Consider the following 19,190-nt stretch of genomic DNA (forward strand, 5'->3'; position numbering starts at 1 on the left):
CTTTTTTTAGGATCTTTATTAAATTTATGAATAAAGTATCGTTCAGCTTTCAGCCAGCCTGAAAGAATACCTGTTATAAAGGATGAGTGAGTGTGATGAAACGTAAACTGCTTGATTTATATTCAGACGCTTTCGACAGGACGGACTGGACGGCGTCGGAGTGTCGGCTGTTCTTCGCCCCGGGAAGAGTGAATCTGATCGGTGAACATATCGATTACAACGGAGGAAGCGTGCTTCCGGCCACCCTGAGTCTGGGAACGTACGTACTTGTTGTCCCGAGAAAGGACAGACAGGTGAGGCTCTATTCTGGAAACTTTGAAGGTAAAGGAATAATTGAATTCAGTCTGGATGAACTCATTTATGAAAAGAAGGATGACTGGGCGAATTACCCGAAAGGGGTTCTTTCGGTTTTTGCTGACAAGGGCCATAAGGGAACTGCCGGGTTTGACGCGGTGTTTTACGGCAATATCCCAAACGGAGCGGGCCTTTCCTCCTCGGCCTCCATTGAAGTGGTGACAGCCGTCATGTGGAATGAACTGAACGGATTCGGGGTGGATCCGGTGACGCTCGTGCAGTGGTGCCAGCAGGCGGAGAACGATTTTATCGGCGTAAACTGCGGCATCATGGATCAATTTTCCATCGGGCTCGGAAAAAAAGACCATGCGATTCTGCTCGACTGCGACAGCCTCTCCTACGAATACACGCCCCTGGAGCTTGGGGAGTACGTTCTAGTGGTGGCAAACACGAACAAACGGCGGGGTCTGGCAGACTCAAAGTATAATGAACGGCGCAGTGAGTGTGAAAGAGCGATGCAGGCTCTACAGATGGAGCTCCGTATAAACGAGCTTTGCGAGCTCACTCCCGAATCGTTTGAGGAACATGCAGACCTTATAGAAGAGCAGGTGGTGAGAAAACGGGCGAAGCATGCGGTAACGGAGCATGCGCGGACACTTCAGGCGGCGAAAAGGCTGAAAGCAGGGGAGCTGAAACAGTTTGGGCTCCTGATGAATGATTCCCACGTTTCTCTGAGAGACGATTACGAAGTGACAGGAAAAGAACTGGATGCACTCGTATCGGCTGCCTGGGAAGAGGAAAGCGTGATTGGTGCCCGGATGACAGGTGCAGGCTTTGGAGGATGCACCGTCAATCTGATACACAGAGACAACCTCGATCAGGTGCTCAGCCGGATCGGTGAAAAATATAAACAGGTGACCGGACTGAATGCAGTCTTCTACGTGGCTGACAGCGGTGAAGGTGCACACGAAATTACCGGTGAATAACGAAGGGAGAGAGTAAAGATGGCAGTATTGGTATGCGGCGGAGCAGGTTATATCGGCAGCCATGCAGCGCTGGCGCTGCTTGAAAAAAATGAAGAAGTCGTGGTCGTGGACAACCTCCAGACCGGCCATAAGGACGCAGTAAGCGAAGGGGCAAAGCTGTACAGCGGCGACCTTCGGGACGAGGCTTTTCTAAACACTGTTTTTGAAGAAAATGACATCGAGTCGGTCATTCATTTTGCAGCTGATTCCCTTGTGGGCGTAAGCATGGAGGAGCCGCTTCAGTATTACAGCAACAACGTATACGGAGCCATGTGTCTTTTGAGCGCAATGAAAGAGCACGGCGTGTCACGCATTGTGTTTTCCTCTACAGCAGCAGCTTACGGCGAACCAGTCAGTGTTCCGATTCAGGAAACTGATCCGACAGTCCCCGGCAATCCTTATGGTGAGACGAAATTGGCCATTGAAAAAATGCTCAAGTGGTGCGGTGAGGCTTACGGCATCCGTTCCATATCGCTCCGGTATTTCAACGTGGCAGGTGCCGATATGTCCGGCAGAATCGGGGAAGACCACACACCGGAAACACATTTAATTCCGATCGTTCTGCAAGTAGCACTCGGTCAGAGGGATAAAATCATGATTTTCGGCGACGATTATCATACACCTGACGGCACGTGTATCCGTGATTACATTCATGTCAGTGACTTGATTGACGCTCATCTCCTTGCTTTAGGGCGTCTCAGAGACGGGCATGGGAGCAGCGTGTATAACCTTGGCAACGGAAACGGCTTCAGCGTGAAAGAAGTCATTGAAACAGCCAGGAAAGTAACGGGAAGAGAGATTCCGGCAGAGCTTGCCCCTCGGAGAGCGGGGGATCCGGCACGGCTTGTGGCCTCCTCAGATAAGGCACGAAGCGAACTTGGCTGGGAACCGGCATACCCCGAACTGGAAAAGATCATTGATAGTGCCTGGAACTGGCACCGTCAGCGTCCCAATGGCTACGAGGATGGGCAGTAAACAATACAATCCTGTAAAGGAAGTGGAAAGATGAATATATACACCGAAATCGAACGGCTGCTTCAGTACGGAAGGCAGAAGGATCTGTTTGAAGAAGTGGATCAGGATTACGTCCGAAACGGGGTTTTCAGCGTGCTCGGTCTGAATGATGCAGAATCAGCTGCAGCACCGGTGGAGGCTCTTCAATCGCCCGTACCGATCCTGAGTAATATTCTTGACTGGGCTTATGAAAACGGACGACTGGAGGAAAACACAGTTACCCGCCGGGATCTGCTTGATACAAAAATCATGGGCTGTCTGGCCGGTCGTCCATCTGATATTCTCTATCGGTTTGACGTATGTGAAGAAGAGAACGGGATTGAAGCGGCCACAAGTGAATTTTATGCGTTCAGCAAGGACGTTCACTACATCCGCACCGATCGGATTGCAAAGAATGAAAGCTGGTTTACCGAGACGGAATATGGCAGCCTGGAAATTACAATTAATTTATCCAAGCCTGAGAAAGATCCGAGGGAAATTGCAGCCGCGAAAAAGGTGAAACAGGCTTCCTATCCCAAATGCCTACTCTGCAGGGAAAACGTCGGCTTTGAAGGGCGCATCAATCATCCGGCCCGTCAGAATCTGCGTACCATTCCGATAAACCTGGGAGATGAACGCTGGCACCTTCAATTCTCCCCGTACGTGTATTACAACGAGCATGCCATCGTATTCAAGGACGCCCATGAGCCGATGAAAATTCACGCAAAGACATTCAAACGTCTACTCGCATTTACAGAGCGTTTCCCTCATTATTTTATCGGCTCGAATGCGGACCTTCCCATCGTAGGCGGCTCGATCCTGAGCCACGATCACTTTCAGGGCGGCAGTCATACCTTTCCGATGGCCGAGGCTGAGGTGGAAACCGGGATTTCGCTTGACCGGTTCCCTGGCGTTCAGGCAGGTATTGTGAAATGGCCCATGTCCGTTCTCCGCATTTCCGGAAAAGACGCCGGTGAACTGACAGAGGCCGCAGACGATATTCTTCATCAGTGGAAAGCGTATTCGGACGAATCTGTGGGCATTCATGCTTTTACCGGTGACACACCGCACAATACGATTACACCGATTGCAAGAAAACGTGACGGATTGTTCGAGCTTGATCTGGTGCTCCGGAACAACCGGACAGACGAAGAGCACCCCGAGGGTATTTTTCATCCCCACCGTGAAGTGCATCACATAAAAAAAGAAAACATTGGCCTTATTGAAGTGATGGGACTGGCAGTCCTGCCGGGCCGTCTTAAAACAGAACTGGCAGAGCTTGCCGAGGCGATGACCTCACAGGACCCGCAAACTGAGATCCGCTCCAGCGAAGTGATTCGTAAACACGAGGCATGGGCGATGGTAATCCTGGAAAAATACCCGGAAATTGACCGGGAAAGCGCTCCGTCTGTGCTTAAGGAGGAGGTCGGCCGTGTGTTCGCTGAAATTTTATCCCATGCGGGGGTGTTTAAGCGGGACGAAGCAGGTCGACGTGCCTTCAGGGCCTTTACGGATACACTTTAATAAATTGAAAGGTAAACCTGGGATTAATATTACAGGAAGAGAAGCTCCACTCCACGCCGTCCGTTCGCTTTCCGCGGCGATGCCGGCAAGCCTCCGCGGGCTTCGCCCTGCGGGGTCTCGCCCGGCCTCCATTGCCGCAGGAGTCTCACTGCCGGCGTGAAGTTGCGCATGTAATCAAATGACTATCTTCAGTTAGAAGGGGGGATAAGGAATGATTAGTCGGGATACAACAGGCAGCTTTAAGCTCATGAAATCAATGAACCGGGCTTTGATTTTGAACACAATCCGGACACACGGGCCGATTTCCCGGGCTGATATTGCAAAAAAAACGAAGCTGACCCCTCCAACTGTTACGAATATATCCGGTGAACTGTTAAAATCCGGGCTTATTAATGAAGGAGAGACGGGGGTTTCAAAAGGAGGGAGACGGCCGATCCTCCTGACGATCAACTGGAACAGCCAATTTGTCATCGGAATTGACATAGGGGTCAGAAAGGTTCGGCTGATCCTTACAAACCTGAAAGCGGAAATCGTGAGTAAACGGGTGGAAAAGCTTCCGGTACCTCTTACAGCAGATGATCTGACCGGCATTATGACAGCTGCAGTGAAAAAGCTGATCGATGCGGCGGAAGTAGATCCAGGAAAGCTGCTTGGAATCGGTGTCGGGATGCACGGCATTGTGGACGCAGAAAAAGGGGTTTCCCTTTATGCACCTACGCTCAATCTCAAGGACATACCATTAAAAGACGTCCTGGAACAAGCCTTCAGGATACCGGTGAAGGTGGAGAATGATGCAAAAACCCTCGCACTGGGTGAACGGTGGTACGGAGGCCACGGGCCCGATACGGACAACCTCGTATGCGTGAACGTGGGGGAGGGAATTGGAGCCGGGATCATATTCAACAACCGTATTTATCACGGAAACGATCATATCGCAGGTGAAATCGGCCATATGGTCGTTGATATTGACGGTCCGAGGTGTTCCTGCGGCAACTACGGATGCCTGCAGACGGTGGCCGGCGGCCGGGCACTGAAGGAATATGTGCTCCGGGAAGCCGCTCTTGGCAGAGAGACTTCCATTCTTGAGGCAGCCGGGGGGAACCCTGATGAAGCAGACGGGAAAATCATTTATGAATGTGCGCTGAAAGGTGACGGACTGGCACTTGAAGCCTTTGCCAAGACCGGCCGTTACCTTGGACTCGGGCTTTTAAACCTGATTCATCTGGTGAACCCGCCGCTGGTTGTTATCGGCGGGGGCGTGGCAAAGGCGGGAGATCTGATCCTGAAGCCCGTCCAGAACCTTGTGAAGCAGCGGGGAATTACAGAAAAAGCGAAAAGAACAGACATTGCTATTTCCCGTCTCGGCGAGGAAGGTACGGCATTCGGGGCTGTGACCCTCGTACTGGCCGACTTTTTCGCCCTCGAAGCAAAAACGGAAAAAAGATAAATGCCGGAATGACCGGCGCATAAAAGGAGAAAAAGAAATGATACCAATGGGAGAAGAGAAACTGAAGCAGTTTTTAAGGGATAAAGGCTATGCCGGTATTATTCTTCGTACAAGGGCCAATTTTTCCTGGGTAACGGGAGGAAAGGTCAATCACATTGTCAATACCACCGATACAGGGGTGGCGGATCTGGTTCTTTTTAAGGAACGAAAATTCTGTGTTACCTCGAAGATGGAGTCACGCCGGATTATGGAGGAAGAACTGGCAGGCCTCGGATACGAACTGATTGAAACCGAATGGTATGAAGATCCGTTTGAAGAGGTGGTGCGTCTCTGCGATGGAAGACGGATGGCGGCAGACACAGATATAGATGGAGCCGTGAACGTGGCAGAAGAACTGGCCGGGATCCGGAGTACCCTGACAACTGAGGAAATGAAAAGTTACAGGGCACTTGGGCAGGCAGCAGCGCAAGCCGTTGAGTCTGTTGCCCGGGAAATCAAACCTGGCATGACAGAGTATGACGTGCAGGCCCTGATTGCCGCTCGCGTTATGCCACAGGGGATTAATCCCCAGGTCATTCTCGTGGCGACCGATGACCGGATCTTTAACTACCGTCACCCGATTCCGACCAGAAAAAAGCTTGAAAAGTATGCCATGATTGTCCTGTGTGCCGAAAGAGGCGGTCTCGTCGCAAACGTGACCCGTTTTGTTCATTTTGGCGAGCTGCCGGCAAGGATCGCCGAAAACAAGGAAAAGCTGGCGGTTATCGATGTGACCATGAACGCAGAATCCCGCCCGGGAACAAAAGTGAGTGATGTATTTAACGCAGGTGTGGCAGCCTACGAGGATGCAGGCTTCCCTGATGACTGGCGCCTTCTTCATCAGGGCGGACCGACTGGCTACGCGTCCCGGGAGTATCTAGCTTCAATGAATACCCATGATGTGATCAAGGTCAATCAGGCTTTTGCCTGGAACCCCGCAATCCGCGGGATTAAGTCAGAGGACACAGTGCTTGTGGGAGAAGAGGCCAATGAGTTTCTCACCCATACCGGTGGATGGCCGTATATTGAAGTGGAATATGAAGGCGGTTTATACCATCGTCCGGACATCCTGATAAGATAAATGTCAGCTGGAGCCTTCCCGGAGGAGGGCTCTTTTTGTCGGCGAGCCGGCTTTCTGCCATGCATGCTCTAACCATTCCCTTCCATTAGCAAAAAATCCGTTTTCGTTTTATACTAATAAGCGACCAGTACATAACATTAGGAGGTCCTTATGACCACATCAAATATGAAAGTGTTCAGTCTAAATTCAAACGAGCAGATTGCAAGGGAAGTTGTCCGCCACCTTGGGGCGGAAATGGGGAAAAGTACGATCAAGAGGTTTTCCGACGGGGAAATCCAGATGAATATCGAGGAAAGTATCCGGGGAGATGACGTGTACTTGATTCAATCCACGTCCACACCGGGAAACGAGTACCTGATGGAACTTCTCATTATGGTGGATGCCATGAAGCGTGCGTCCGCAAAATCGATCAGCTGTGTGATTCCCTACTTCGGCTATTCCCGACAGGACCGGAAAGCCCGTTCGAGGGAGCCGATTACGGCAAAACTGATCGCGAATCTGATTGAAAAAGCCGGTGCTGACCGGATTATTACAGTGGACATCCACGCCCCGCAGGTTCAGGGCTTTTTCAACATTCCGGTGGATCACCTGAATTCAATTCCAATGCTTGCAGACTACTTCGTCGGTAAAAACCTCCAGGACGTTGTGGTTGTGGCTCCGGAAAACGGCGGTGTTGTCCGTGCGCGTCAGATTGGGGATATTCTGGATGCACCAATTGCCCTGATCGACCGCAACCGCCGGGAAACGAGCGGCATGGATTTTATCGGTGAAGTGGAAGGAAAAACGGCGATTATTATTGATGACATGATCGATACCGCTCGTACGATCACGACGGCTTCAAAGCATTTAATTGAACGAGGCGCGAAGGAAGTGTATGCCTGTGCCACGCACCCGGTTCTGTCGGATCCTGCGATGGACCGGATCAGCGAATCGGACATCGTGGAAGTGGTTACGACAGATTCTATCTACCTTCCGGATGTAAAACAGACCGATAAGATAACCGTCCTGAGTCTTGCGCCGCTTCTTGCCCAGGCCATTGAAAAAGTGCAGAACAACGAATCTGTAAGTACGCTATTTGAATAATACAGAAATAATCCCGGTCTTAAGATGAGGCCGGGATTTTTCCGTTGGGATTCAATGCAAAATTAAAACCTCACCGGGGGCCGGCGAGGTTTTTAAAGCAACTACGAATGATTTCTGTAATGGGCCAGAAGATCGGCAACAGCATGAAAGAATTCAACAAACTGGAAACCAAGAACGGAAAGGGCAGTAATGGAAAAAAGGCCGGTGAGCATCTCGGTAAGTACCTGCACGCAGATTCCTCCTTCTGGTAAGGTACTTCATTATAATCCTGGAGCCAAGCAGTCAGCCAGTGGGAAAACGTGTAAAACATTGAAGCTTTGTCAATCGGAAATGGGAGGCCGACCTTTGAACAGACAAAAAAGCAGGCTGAGCCGGTTTTAACCGGAGCACCTGCTCTTTCATTCTGTTTAAAACGGTATCTGCTCATCGAGATCAGCCCGAAGGAGTGCAGTTTCGGCTAAAGCCTCCATCGCGGCACCGTAGGCTTCAAACCAGGCACCGATGATCCCGAGTTTTCGTCCCTGAATCTCCTGTTCCCGGTCAGGAGAGACTTCAAGGCTGAAACCGAATGCAGCCAGTGCAGTCCCAATCGTTTGGAGCCAGACGCCGGTAACAGCCTGACGTTCCAGGGCCAGTGCTCTCGGGTCATCTTCTTCCTGCTCCAGCTCATGCAGTTCTTCTGTGACACCAATGGCTTCAAGGGCGGAGCCGGCAAACTGAATCCAGACACCAGCGAGAACTTTGCTCTCTGCAGCACTGAGCCTGATGTTGTCATCGTTTTCAGCGTTGTTTAACTTCTTTTGCAGTTCCTTGATACTCTCAGGGGAGACATTTCCTTCTTCATCAAGAACGGCTTGCCTGAAGGCGCGTTTTTTTAAGTATCTCCGTTTCATCTTATCTTTTACCTCCACAGTACGCACGTTTCTACGACATACTATGCCGGGATGCAAAAGCCTGAAACTTGAATGGGGGAAATTGGACATCGGCTACAGGTTATGCCTGTACATTGTCCTAATAAGGCATATTCGGTTTTTTTACTTCCTGACCTGAAGACGCAAATTCTTTTTTATTTTTCCGGATAAAGTTTACGATCTTTTTGAGGTCCTTCACACCGGGCCGGCCGAACGGACCGGTCTGTTTGTGCTGATAAAGCAGACGTCCTTCTTCGTCCAGAAGAAAACAGGCGGCTTCACCGTGTTCCCCGTGGTCATCGTAGGGGGACGATTCGCCTTCATGGTATAACACGCCATAGTCCTTGAGTGCCTGGTTCTTTTCATCGGCAAGTACCGGGAACGGGAAGTTGTATTCCTGCTTCATTTTCCGCAGATTGTCGGCCCGATCAGTGGAAATGCAGGTGAAGTGTATGTCTTCCTCACTGAAGTAGGCAAGGTTTTCCTGAATCTGACGGAGCTCCTCTACACATACGGGGCACCAGGATCCGCGGATGAAAACGAGAAAACGCCAGCCGGGGCGGTGTTTCATATCGTCTTTCAGGTTATATTGATCTGCGGATACTTCGTTCAGTTTAACGTCTGGAGCACGGTCACCTAATCGGATGTCTGCCATGATAAACCCTCCTTGATATGGTTTATCAATTATTACCCTTCCTTATGAACACATAAACGGAACGGCCTCTGTAACAATTTGTTCATAACTTTCAGCAGGATTTGGCGGCTGGAGAAGATAAGTAGGTAATAAGAGATCATAATAGGAAGAGGGGATAAAAAATGGACTACCGGGATCCGATCGGGGACATGCTGAAAAACGCCAATACAGACGAGGAACTGAAGGGGAAGGGAAAACCGCTGCCAAAGGAGTATCAGCAGCGTGATGTGTTTCAGCAGTTTCAGAAGGTTGCCAAGGAACAGGGATTTCTGCCTGAGTGGCTGAAGCTTCAGAAGGAAATTTACAGGGATCTATGCAGCAGCCCGGACGAAGCAGGCGTCGAGGAGATCAACCTGAAAATCCGGAAGTACAACCGGATGTGCCCGCCGCCGCTTCAAAAAGGACTGGTCACCAGGGAAAACGCAGAAGCGAGAAAAGAGAAGTGGGAATCCTAAGGATTTTAGATATATTACACTGCAGGCGGACGCTTTCCGCAGGTCTAGCTTCAGAGTCCACTAGAATACTTCACAAGGAAAGCCCGCTCGGGTAAATGAGCGGGCTTCGGTTTATTATTCGTCCATGTCATCTGCCATTTCTTCTACGATCTCTTCGTATGAATCATCATCCCAGGCTTCATCCCATTCCCAGTAAAACTCGTCCAGCATGGTGCCGTCGTTCAGCTCCAGATCGAGACTGTCCTGTTTTTCTCCGTCAACGTACAGCTGGCCGCCCTCAATTGTAAATTCAATATCAAATTGAGCGTATCCGGCATCCCAGCTGCTCATGGATTCAACACGATACTCTCCGTCCACGAGCCTGAACTGGTAACGTCCGTTTTCGATCCAGCTGTCATAATAGCGCGGCCAGGAATCGTCACTGCTGTTTGAGACAATCGAGACGTGACCTTCCTCGATCGGATTCCCGTCATAGGTGGCCTTTCCCGAAAGAGTAACTGGCGGTACGGTAATGTCAAGACTGTCTGCAGCCACGCCATCGATCATGAGCTGTCCGTTTATGACAGAAAACGGCTGATCGGCAACAAAGGAGGTACCGTCGAAAAGATAGCCTTCCTCTGCCACATAGTCTCCGTCAGCCAATCGAAGCGAAAAGCCCTGGCTGCCATTGGTCCACGCCCAGATGTGATGCATACCTTCTTCATCATTCACATCTGTAATCATAATTTCGCCTTCGACCGGTTTCCCGTCTGCAAGGAGTTTTCCGGTTACCGTGACCTGCGGAATGTTGAATTCAAGCTTGTCGATCGCCTGGCCATCGACAGTAAGCTGGCCCCCGCGGATCTCAAACGGCACATGAAGGTAGGCGGTGGTGCCATCCTTGGCTACATGCATTTCCTTTACCTTGTACCCGCCGTCTTTGAGACGCATGGAAAACGTTCCGTCGCCGCCGTAAATCCACTTCCAGTGATAGTCGCCTTCGTCTGACACGACGAGCACTTCCCCTTCTGTGACAGGGGTGCCGTTATCAAGGGCCACGCCGTGAAAAGAAACAGGCGGTACCGCGATGTCATAAACAGACTGTTCTTTTCCATCCACATACAGCTTACCGTCCTTAATTTCAAAAGGCTCGTAAAGGTAAATATCCTCCTGTTCATCAGAGAGATAGACCCAGGATACGAGATACTCGCCATCTTTCAGGCGCATGGAGAATACGCCGTCTTTATTGGTGTGCGCGCTGTACCATTCGTAGTCGTAGTCATAGTCGTACTCAAAGTCATAATCGTATTCATCATCTTCATCGTACTCCCATCCAAAGTCCCGCTCCACACTTACCTGGCCCCGAAGAGGCTGGCCCTGATCGTGAAGTCTGCCTGTGAATGTGAGGGGAGGGAGATGAATATCAAGGGAGTCTTTGACCGAACCATCCTGCACGATTTTCCCGTTTTCAATGTCAAAGCTGATATTAACCGGTGTATGGCGCTCCCTCTCTTCCACATACACGACTGAATAGCTGTCATCCGGGAGGCGGTAGGCAAACTGGCCTTTTTTATCCACAGGAACGGTGAAGTAATCGTACCAGTCATCTTCATCACCGCGGTTTTCGATTTCCAGATACGCATGGCCGAGCGGCTTGCCCGCATCCAGAAGCGTACCTTTCAGGGTAAGGTCCGGTACTTTGAAGTTCAGGTTCCCGGTTTCGTCGCCGTCAATGATCAGCTTGCCGCCGGATACTTCAAAGGACAGCTGTTCCCAGGAGAAGTACGTGTCGTGGTATACACTCATGGAGTAGGAACCGTCTTTCAGCCCGCGGATCTGAAAGTCCCCGTTCCGGTCTGTGTAAGTATATTCAACAAACTCATAATCGTAGTGTTTTGTAATCTTTGAAATTACGACAGCCGCCTTGGCAAGGGGAGTGGTGCTGTCGGAGGCGTTCCCTTTGAATGCACGTTCAGGCAGATTTATGTTCAGGCTGTCCGTCTTTTTGCCGTCCACGTAAAGGGTGGTCCCTTTTACGATCACGTACTGGTCGAGCGCGTAAAAGCCGCTGTCGCTGGAGACACCGAACAGATAATATGTACCGTTCGGCATGGCGGCGGAGAACTGTCCTTTTCCATTGGCAGAGAGGCTCACGATTTCCTCATCCGGTCCTGAAATTGTGGCAAGCAGAATGTCGCCCTTCAATCCCGAGGAGCCTTCTGTAAGCCTGCCGCTGACATTCTTTTTGCCCTTGAAATCCGGGACAGTGACTTTCTGTTTTTCCGTCTCGGAAACACTTCCTGCTCTCGAATCCCCGATCATTCCTTCCTCAACGTTAAAGGTCTGACCGGAGCTGTACCACTGGTTACCGATACTGAGCCCTTTTAATTTGTAGTCACCATCGGGAAAATCACCGTAAAAGTGACCCATCTGATCCGTCATCATCTGGTACATCTCTGACGGATTTGTCTCTGACTGAATAAGGATTGGGGTATGTCTCAGATCCTGGATGCCTTCTTTTAAAACGCCTTCTGTAATCTGAATTCCTGAGACAGGTTCCTGTGAGGACTCCGCCTTTACCGCAAAAGTCAAACCTCCTGTTACCGCAGCAAGCAGCACAACCAGCAGCACGTTCTTCATCCAACCATTCATCTTCTCGTTCCTCCTGTAAAATCAACATGGCACAGCGGGCAAAACGTTGGCGGCACGCCCCTTTCGAAATAATGGAAATAGAAGCATCTGGATAATTCCACCAATCGCGATTTTATTCCTTCCTGCTAAAGTCCTATTTTCGTCGCATTCTGAAATTCTGATTTAAAAGTTATCCGATAGTGAGAGATCATTTAATATGCAGATGTTCGCGGCTTTTTGGGCAGCGGGAAAACGACGCTGCTGCATGACATAATTAAAAGTGCAGGAACGAGAGGGGTTCAACTCAATGTACTTATGAATGAGGTGGGAAGGACAGACACAGACAGCAGTGTGTTAAAAAGAGCTGACAAAAATCTGGCGATTGAAAGTCTCCTTGACGGCTGCATGTGCTGTAATAAGAAAAGCGAAGTGGCAGGAGCGATCTGCAAGCTCGCATCGCAGAGACCAGATGCGATTGTGGTGGAACTGACAGGCGTGGCGGACCCCGAGGAAGTTGCTGATACGCTGTCAGAACCGGAGCTTCTTTCAAGAGTGGAACTAAAACGGGTTATTTCGGTGCTGGACGGTGAGAACCTGCTTGATTACAGCAGTATCTTCACGGCAGACAGAGAAATGGTGCGGACAACGACCAAGCAAATCACCTTCGCAGACAGCTTAATCGTAAACAAAATGGATCTCGTGACTCAAAAGAAACTGGACAAAATTAAAAAGCTAATTGAAAAAGAGAGTCCTGGTGCTTCTGCCGTTTTCACTGAATACTGCCGAGTGGATCTTGAAGAAACCGTCTTTAACTCTCTGAATGATGGGAGTGGGCGGATGGAACGTGAACGTGATAACTATGAAGAAAAACTGGGGCATTCCCGAATCAAGACGATCAGACTTGATATTGACGGTCCTTTACAAAGTAAACGAGCGGTGGAAAACTTTTTCAAAACGTTCAGGCCGGGTCTATTAAGAGCGAAAGGTTATGTACCGGTTAAATCAGAGCATAAGATGTATCTGATGCAGCACGTGATCAGGAAAACGAGCTGGGAGCGGGTAGAAGTTACGTCCAGTCCCTTTCTTATTCTGATCGGCCTGGAACTGGACGAAAAACGTATACAGGAAGAGTGGGCGAAACTGCATGCCGTTTCGTAAAAAAAAGCCTGACTCCGGAACACTCGGTTTCAGGCTGTTTTATCGTGTATAGAGGTAATAATATCTGGTGTTTTCATCGCCGGTCCCAAGTCCCTGAAGACGAAATTCATCTGTGAAATCTGTCAGCTGGAGACTGCGGATGAGGGTGGGGAGTTTGTCACTCAGATCTTTCTCGATTCGCTGAACAAGGTCAAACACGTCCGCCGGATCCATGAAAAATTCACGGGCAGCTTCAAGGATGGGAGACTGCTGCTGAAGAAGCTGAACGTAATGCTGCTCTGAAACGGCTTCATCGGCCAGCACCAGTTCTCTTTTTTCCACGAACCTGAAAAGACTTCTGGCCGGTTCTTCCAGCCTCTCGATATAGAGTGTACGGGCATATTCAGTACGCGCCTGGTCCATGATGTTACCTCCGGTTCTCTTTAGGGTTTAAATCGTAATTGTTTCGATTTATACTGTATTTAATCATAATCTATTCACAAAAGTAAAGGGGAATTTCATGATTTTATCTGACACAGCGATTGAAAAGTATCTTAACGAGAATAAGCTCAGTATAACCGGACTGACCGAAAAGCAGATTCAGCCTGCCAGCGTGGACCTGACACTTGGTACATCATTCCGTAAAATGCATGCTCATCAGGTTAGTGTCCTCTCGCTTGATGAGCCGGTGAAAGAGGAAGCCTTTTCAAGTGAGCGGGTCATTATTCCGCCGCGTTCATTTCTTCTTGCTTCAACAAGAGAATGTATTGCGCTTCCTGACGACCTGTCAGCATTCGTTGAAGGGCGCAGCAGCATTGGAAGAATGGGACTGTTTATCCAGAATGCCGGATGGGTCGATCCAGGATTTAAAGGGGAGATCACACTCGAATTGTTTAATGCAAATCAGGTTCCGATTGAGCTCAGAGCGGGACGGCGTATCTGCCAGCTCGTGTTTGCCCGGATGGTCAGCCCTGCAGCGAGACCTTACAGTGGAAAATACCAGGGGCAGACAGGGGCAGTGGGAAGCCGGATTTATAAAGATGAAGAAAATCTTTAATTATGATTTGACATAATAAATCGTATCGGTTACGATTTAAGTTGTAAATCGATATCATTACGATTAAAGGTGAATCACATGAGTACTCAAACCCGCAGCCGGGTACCGGTAACGGTATTAACCGGCTTTCTTGGAGCTGGAAAAACCACACTACTGAACCGGATTCTTGAGCAGAATCGGGATGAACGTATAGCGATTATTGTGAATGAATTCGGGGATGCCGGTATCGATCAGCAGCTCGTCATAGGAGCAACCGAACAGATTCTGGAGCTTAATAACGGGTGCATCTGCTGTAAGATTCGCACTGATCTGATCGACACGCTGTTCGGTCTGGCAGCTGCTGTACTGGAGCAGGGTCACGAACCGATCGATCGTGTGATTATTGAGACGACCGGTCTTGCCGAACCTGCACCGGTTGCCCAGTCTTTTATGGTGGAAACAGAGCTGGCGGAGCTTTATCACCTGGATTCGTTCACAACGGTGATCGACAGCTATCACTTTTTTAAACAGATCCGCATGCACGAAGAAGCCCGGAAACAGGTGGCTTTTGCCGATCATTTTATTCTCAATAAAGCAGGACTCGTTTCTTCCGGCCATCTGGAAAAGGTGAAAAAAACCCTGTCTGATATGAATCCCGGTGCATCTATGCAAGTGACCGACTGCCGTGACGCTGATCCATCGGACATTCTAAACCGGTTTACGTTTGATCTGGATGACCGGAGCAATCTGATTAAGGAAAGCCGTTCTGAAGCGGGTCATCATCACAGCAGTGATACAGCAGCGATCGTGCTGCGTTCGGACTCCCCTGTGGATATGAAGCGGTTTGAACCCTGGTTTGACGAACTCCTCGATAAAAAAGGGGAGCAGATGTACCGGTTTAAAGGGATCCTTTCGGTCGATGGGTTTGACAGCCGCCTTGTGTTTCAAGGCGTGCATATGCTATTTGCCGGAAGGGCAGGAAAGGCCTGGGAAAATGGTGAAAAGCGCTCAAGTGAATTTGTGATTATTGGAAGGGATCTCGACAAGGACTGGTTCCAGACAAGGTTTGAAGAATGCTGTATCACTGAAAGGAGGGTTGACTGAATGGCAAAAAAATCGATGGTAGCCCGTCAGAAGAAAAGAGAGCGTATGGTTGAACAATACGCTGAAAAACGCCGGGAGCTAAAGGAAAAAGGAGACTACGCCGCACTGGCAAAGCTTCCGAGGAATTCCTCTCCAACACGGCTGAATAACCGCTGTATGATCACCGGGCGTCCGCGCGGCTACATGCGGAAGTTCGAATTGTCCCGAATCAAATTTCGCGAACTGGCTCATAAAGGCCAAGTTCCAGGTGTGAAAAAATCCAGCTGGTAAACAGCAGCTGGTATGCATAACCATGTGTAACCAACCCCCCCTATATATATGAGGTGTCCACAATGAAACGTGGACACCTTCTTGTATTTAAAAAGGAGTGAGACGATGCTCAATGATTTATACCGTCAGCTCATCATCGACCATGCAAAGCGGAAAAGAAATCACCCGAAAATGGAAGAGGGTACAAGTCTGCACTATAAAAACCCCACTTGCGGTGATGTGATGACACTTTACTGGAGGTGGGACAATGATGGAACACTCGCGGATGTCAGTTTTATCGGGGAAGGGTGCAGTATTTCCATGGCTTCCTGCTCCATGATGAGCGAAATCATCCGCCGAAAAACTCCAGCTGATATTCACGTGCTTCGTCAGGCGATGGAAGAGCTGATCAGAGAGGGGCGGGATCCGGAATCGACAGATCTGGGGGATGCCCTGTCCCTTGCCGGTGTTCATCGGCTCCGTGCCCGCCACAACTGTGCGCTGATGCCTTGGCAGGCCATTGACCGGGCGTTTTTGAACGATCAATTTAAAAGCTGACATTTATATAATGGAGAGGAATGAATAATGTGATGCAGATTCCAGTAACGGTTCTCAGCGGCTATCTTGGAGCTGGGAAAACAACGATGCTGAATCATCTTCTTCAAAACAGAGAAGGGATTCGAGTAGCGGTCATTGTGAACGACATGAGTGAGATCAACGTGGACGGAGATCTTGTGGAGAAGGGTGGTTTCAAGCGTACGGAGGAAAAGCTTGTTGAAATGTCAAACGGATGCATCTGCTGTACGCTGCGTGAGGATCTTCTGGTGGAAGTAGAGGCACTTGCCAGACAGGGAGATATTGACCATATTGTGATCGAATCCACCGGCATCAGTGAACCTGTACCGGTGGCCCAGACATTCTCCTACATTGATGAAGAAACCGGAATTGACCTTACTAAATTCTGTTACATCAACAATATGGTTACCGTGGTAGATGCGTACCGGTTCTGGACTGATTATGAATCTGGAGAAACCCTGCTTGACCGTGGGGAGGCGCTTGGTGAAGACGATCATCGTGAGGTGGTTGATCTGCTGATCGACCAGATTGAATTCTGTAATGTACTCGTGATTAACAAAACCGATATGCTTGAGGCGGATCAGCTTCATAAGCTTGAAGGTGTATTGAGGAAACTTCAGCCGGAAGCCGATCTGATCCGGACAAACTATGGAGAAGTTGCTGCAGCAGACATCCTCAGCAAACGGCGTTTTGACTTCGAGAAGGCAAGTCAATCGGCAGGCTGGATCAAAGAACTGGAAGCGCCCGAACATACACCGGAAACAGAAGAGTACGGGATTTCGAGCTTCGTGTACCGCAGAAGGCTGCCGTTTCATTCGGGCAGGCTCGCCTCTTGGCTTGAAGCAATGCCTTCATCTGTGGTGCGGGCAAAAGGGGTCATCTGGTGCGCGACTCACAATGACCTGGCCCTCATGTTTTCACAGGCGGGCCCGTCGGTATCTCTTAATCCGGTTGCCTACTGGGTGGCTTCTCTAAGTCATGAAGAGCAGATCAGGTATTTGAAAGAGAGCAGAAAACTGCAGGAAGAATGGGATCCCGAGTTTGGGGACCGAAAAACCGAACTCGTCATTATTGGCGTTGATTTGGAGCGTGAAACAGTGCAGAAAGAGCTGGATAAATGTCTGCTTACACCTGAGGAATTCGACTCGGACTGGGAGAGCCTTCCTAATCCGTTTGGAGAAACTGCCGCAACTCAGAAATAGCAATTATGTATGGAAAAATAGCGCGTCCGGATCCGGACGCGCTATCTGCAAAAAACGGGTTAATGCCCGCCTTACCAAAACGGGGTCCGGGGCGTATACATATAAAGAATCCTCATCCCGGAGGTGAAGGCAATGTCACACGGAGGGTATAACGGGTTTGCGTTTATCGTCGTTATTTTCGTGCTGCTGGTTATTATCGGCTGCGCATGCGCGTACTAGAACCGGAGTAACGTTTCATTCATGGAAGGATCCTGAAAGAAGGTGCCAACGGCACCTTCTTTCACATTTGAATGATGTCTTTATAGGGATAATACGTTTCATTGGAATAAAAAAGTGGCATCCCTTCAATGCGGAAGTCAAGAGGCACCTGTTTAAGAAGATGGGGCTCTTCGAATACCGTGACAGCAGTAAATGAGATGCCCTGCTTGTAAAGGTGACGCATGGCATGCGCACATTTATGGCAGCCTGGAAGAACGATGAGCGTCTGTTCCGGAATCCCGTTAACGTCCATACCTGGAGACTGATGACTGGACAAGATGACACTCCTCTCAATGAAGGATTGGTTCTGAGCGGGGGGATCCTGCCGGCTGAAAAGTAAGGAGGCATTGTTAATACTATATTAAGAAATCGTGTTCTTATTACATAATCGTTTAAACGCACACAAAGAACCTTCAGACTCCCCCCACTTCAATTCTTGCTACAGCATCATGGAGGTGAATGGATTCTTCATTCCGGCACTCTACAGAAAATCTGCTGATGCTTTCTGCTTCATAGAGGTCTGCGGCTGCGAGACGGGCGAGATCCTCTACAAATCGCGGATTTTCGTAGGCGGTTTCTGTTACGGATTTTTCATCCGGACGTTTCAGCACCGGGTAGAGAAGGGAACTGGCGTTGCTTTCAGCGGCGGATAAAAGGGTTTCCTTCCAGTCAGACATTAAGTAGTCCTTATGAAGCTGTGCCTCGATGGTCACGTTTCCCCGCTGATTGTGGGCACTGTATTCACTGATTTCCTTTGAGCAGGGACAGAGTGTCGTTACCTTGGCTGTCATACCGGCTGTGATCGTCGCACCTCTTTCCCTGGAAAAAGATGCAGACAGGCTGCAGTGAGTATTCATCAGCCCTGTTTTACCCATGACCGGGCTTTCCCGCTCAAAAAACCATGGAAAGGACACAGTTACCTGGGCTGAGCGCTGTTCCATCCTCGTGGCAATCGTTTCAGTAAGGTGTTGAAGGGACTGTGCTGAGAGGGTAAAGCCCTGTTCACCGTGAAACTCGTGCAGCACTTCTGTGAGTCTGCTCATATTAATCCCTTTTTTATTTTGGGCAAGAGAGGTTGTCAGAGTGAAATCAGCCACAGTGGTCTGCGTGAAAGGCTTTCGGCTGCTCGGAAGTGTGATGGGATGCTTTACTCCTGTCACGCCAACAGAATGAATTGGAAACAAAAAATCCTGATCGGCATTCTGAAGATCAGGCATTGTTTCTTTATCCGTTGGTTTGTCTCCTTTTACAGGATCTACAGATCCAAAAAGACGGTGACGGTCAGACTTTGAAGGAAGTACGGTCGAGGTTATTGGCATAAGTGTCTCTCCTTGATAATAGTAATGATTACGATTTACGGTGAGTGGTATTATCTTACGGCATTAATGGACGAAAATCAATCATCTCGCTCTTTGCCTTTGACAGACCTGTCAAACCCGGTTAAGATGAGATCTGTAAATAGTAATCATTAC

Annotated in this window: 21 protein-coding genes; 14 read left to right on the forward strand and 7 right to left on the reverse strand. The window is 49.4% G+C overall.

Annotated elements, in window-relative coordinates; translation table 11 throughout:
• Positions 1-95: 95 nt before the first annotated feature.
• The 6 genes from CR205_RS02745 (at position 96) to CR205_RS02770 (ending at position 7,486) form a co-directional block, all read left to right on the forward strand.
• Entirely contained in the window at positions 96-1,280 is a 1,185-nt protein-coding gene (locus CR205_RS02745; RefSeq protein WP_110519648.1) for a galactokinase, read from the forward strand.
• 18 nt (positions 1,281-1,298) lie between these two features.
• Complete coding sequence (gene galE / locus CR205_RS02750) at positions 1,299-2,294, forward strand: UDP-glucose 4-epimerase GalE (RefSeq protein WP_110516701.1); 996 nt, start codon at positions 1,299-1,301, stop codon at positions 2,292-2,294.
• A gap of 30 nt (positions 2,295-2,324) precedes the next feature.
• Entirely contained in the window at positions 2,325-3,836 is a 1,512-nt protein-coding gene (gene galT, locus CR205_RS02755) for a UDP-glucose--hexose-1-phosphate uridylyltransferase (protein ID WP_110516703.1), read from the forward strand.
• Positions 3,837-4,047: 211 nt separating this feature from the next.
• Positions 4,048-5,283, forward strand: coding sequence for an ROK family transcriptional regulator (locus tag CR205_RS02760; protein ID WP_110516705.1), 1,236 nt, complete (start codon positions 4,048-4,050; stop codon positions 5,281-5,283).
• A gap of 37 nt (positions 5,284-5,320) precedes the next feature.
• Positions 5,321-6,403 carry a M24 family metallopeptidase gene (locus CR205_RS02765; protein WP_110516707.1) on the forward strand — a complete coding sequence of 361 codons (1,083 nt, stop codon included), beginning with the start codon at positions 5,321-5,323 and terminating at the stop codon, positions 6,401-6,403.
• Positions 6,404-6,553: 150 nt separating this feature from the next.
• Positions 6,554-7,486: a ribose-phosphate diphosphokinase gene (locus CR205_RS02770; protein ID WP_110516709.1), complete on the forward strand. Its 933-nt coding sequence runs from the start codon at positions 6,554-6,556 to the stop codon at positions 7,484-7,486.
• A 101-nt stretch (positions 7,487-7,587) separates the two neighbouring features.
• Here CR205_RS02770 and CR205_RS20655 read toward each other — a convergent pair whose 3' ends face one another.
• The 3 genes from CR205_RS20655 to CR205_RS02780 form a co-directional block, all read right to left on the reverse strand.
• Positions 7,588-7,716: a hypothetical protein gene (locus tag CR205_RS20655; RefSeq protein WP_268877394.1), complete on the reverse strand. Its 129-nt coding sequence runs from the start codon at positions 7,714-7,716 to the stop codon at positions 7,588-7,590.
• Positions 7,717-7,893: 177 nt separating this feature from the next.
• Positions 7,894-8,379, reverse strand: a complete 486-nt coding sequence (locus CR205_RS02775) for a hypothetical protein (protein WP_110516711.1) — start codon at positions 8,377-8,379, stop codon at positions 7,894-7,896.
• 118 nt (positions 8,380-8,497) lie between these two features.
• Positions 8,498-9,052, reverse strand: coding sequence for a peroxiredoxin family protein (locus CR205_RS02780; protein ID WP_110516713.1), 555 nt, complete (start codon positions 9,050-9,052; stop codon positions 8,498-8,500).
• Between the two features lie 161 nt (positions 9,053-9,213).
• On the opposite strand from CR205_RS02780, the gene CR205_RS02785 reads away from it, so the two are divergent.
• Positions 9,214-9,546, forward strand: a complete 333-nt coding sequence (locus CR205_RS02785) for a DnaJ family domain-containing protein (protein ID WP_110516715.1) — start codon at positions 9,214-9,216, stop codon at positions 9,544-9,546.
• A 114-nt stretch (positions 9,547-9,660) separates the two neighbouring features.
• Here CR205_RS02785 and CR205_RS02790 read toward each other — a convergent pair whose 3' ends face one another.
• Positions 9,661-12,177, reverse strand: a complete 2,517-nt coding sequence (locus CR205_RS02790) for an MSCRAMM family protein (RefSeq protein ID WP_110516717.1) — start codon at positions 12,175-12,177, stop codon at positions 9,661-9,663.
• Positions 12,178-12,393: 216 nt separating this feature from the next.
• On the opposite strand from CR205_RS02790, the gene CR205_RS02795 reads away from it, so the two are divergent.
• Positions 12,394-13,314, forward strand: a complete 921-nt coding sequence (locus CR205_RS02795; RefSeq protein ID WP_110516719.1) for a CobW family GTP-binding protein — start codon at positions 12,394-12,396, stop codon at positions 13,312-13,314.
• 39 nt (positions 13,315-13,353) lie between these two features.
• On the opposite strand, the gene CR205_RS02800 is transcribed toward CR205_RS02795, so the two are convergent.
• Positions 13,354-13,716 carry a hypothetical protein gene (locus CR205_RS02800; protein WP_110516721.1) on the reverse strand — a complete coding sequence of 121 codons (363 nt, stop codon included), beginning with the start codon at positions 13,714-13,716 and terminating at the stop codon, positions 13,354-13,356.
• A gap of 97 nt (positions 13,717-13,813) precedes the next feature.
• Between CR205_RS02800 and dcd the strand changes: the two genes are divergently transcribed.
• The 6 genes from dcd (at position 13,814) to CR205_RS02830 (ending at position 17,679) form a co-directional block, all read left to right on the forward strand.
• A complete protein-coding gene (gene dcd, locus CR205_RS02805; RefSeq protein ID WP_110516723.1) occupies positions 13,814-14,350 on the forward strand; it encodes a dCTP deaminase in 537 nt (178 codons plus the stop codon).
• Between the two features lie 78 nt (positions 14,351-14,428).
• Positions 14,429-15,433, forward strand: coding sequence for a CobW family GTP-binding protein (locus tag CR205_RS02810; RefSeq protein ID WP_110516725.1), 1,005 nt, complete (start codon positions 14,429-14,431; stop codon positions 15,431-15,433).
• Positions 15,434-15,703 carry a 30S ribosomal protein S14 gene (gene rpsN, locus CR205_RS02815; protein WP_110516727.1) on the forward strand — a complete coding sequence of 90 codons (270 nt, stop codon included), beginning with the start codon at positions 15,434-15,436 and terminating at the stop codon, positions 15,701-15,703.
• Positions 15,704-15,808: 105 nt separating this feature from the next.
• Positions 15,809-16,240: a Fe-S cluster assembly sulfur transfer protein SufU gene (sufU, locus tag CR205_RS02820; protein ID WP_110516728.1), complete on the forward strand. Its 432-nt coding sequence runs from the start codon at positions 15,809-15,811 to the stop codon at positions 16,238-16,240.
• Positions 16,241-16,269: 29 nt separating this feature from the next.
• Positions 16,270-17,460, forward strand: a complete 1,191-nt coding sequence (locus CR205_RS02825; RefSeq protein ID WP_161524647.1) for a GTP-binding protein — start codon at positions 16,270-16,272, stop codon at positions 17,458-17,460.
• A 132-nt stretch (positions 17,461-17,592) separates the two neighbouring features.
• A complete protein-coding gene (locus CR205_RS02830; RefSeq protein WP_110516732.1) occupies positions 17,593-17,679 on the forward strand; it encodes a YjcZ family sporulation protein in 87 nt (28 codons plus the stop codon).
• Between the two features lie 61 nt (positions 17,680-17,740).
• Here the strand turns inward: CR205_RS02830 and CR205_RS02835 are convergent, their stop codons facing one another.
• On the reverse strand, positions 17,741-17,995 hold the full coding sequence (locus CR205_RS02835) for a hypothetical protein (RefSeq protein WP_110516734.1): 255 nt from the start codon (positions 17,993-17,995) through the stop codon (positions 17,741-17,743).
• A 136-nt stretch (positions 17,996-18,131) separates the two neighbouring features.
• On the reverse strand, positions 18,132-19,037 hold the full coding sequence (folE2, locus tag CR205_RS02840) for a GTP cyclohydrolase FolE2 (protein ID WP_110516736.1): 906 nt from the start codon (positions 19,035-19,037) through the stop codon (positions 18,132-18,134).
• Between the last annotated feature and the right edge of the window lie 153 nt (positions 19,038-19,190).

The sequence above is a fragment of the Alteribacter lacisalsi genome (assembly GCF_003226345.1).
Classification (GTDB): domain Bacteria; phylum Bacillota; class Bacilli; order Bacillales; family Salisediminibacteriaceae; genus Alteribacter; species Alteribacter lacisalsi.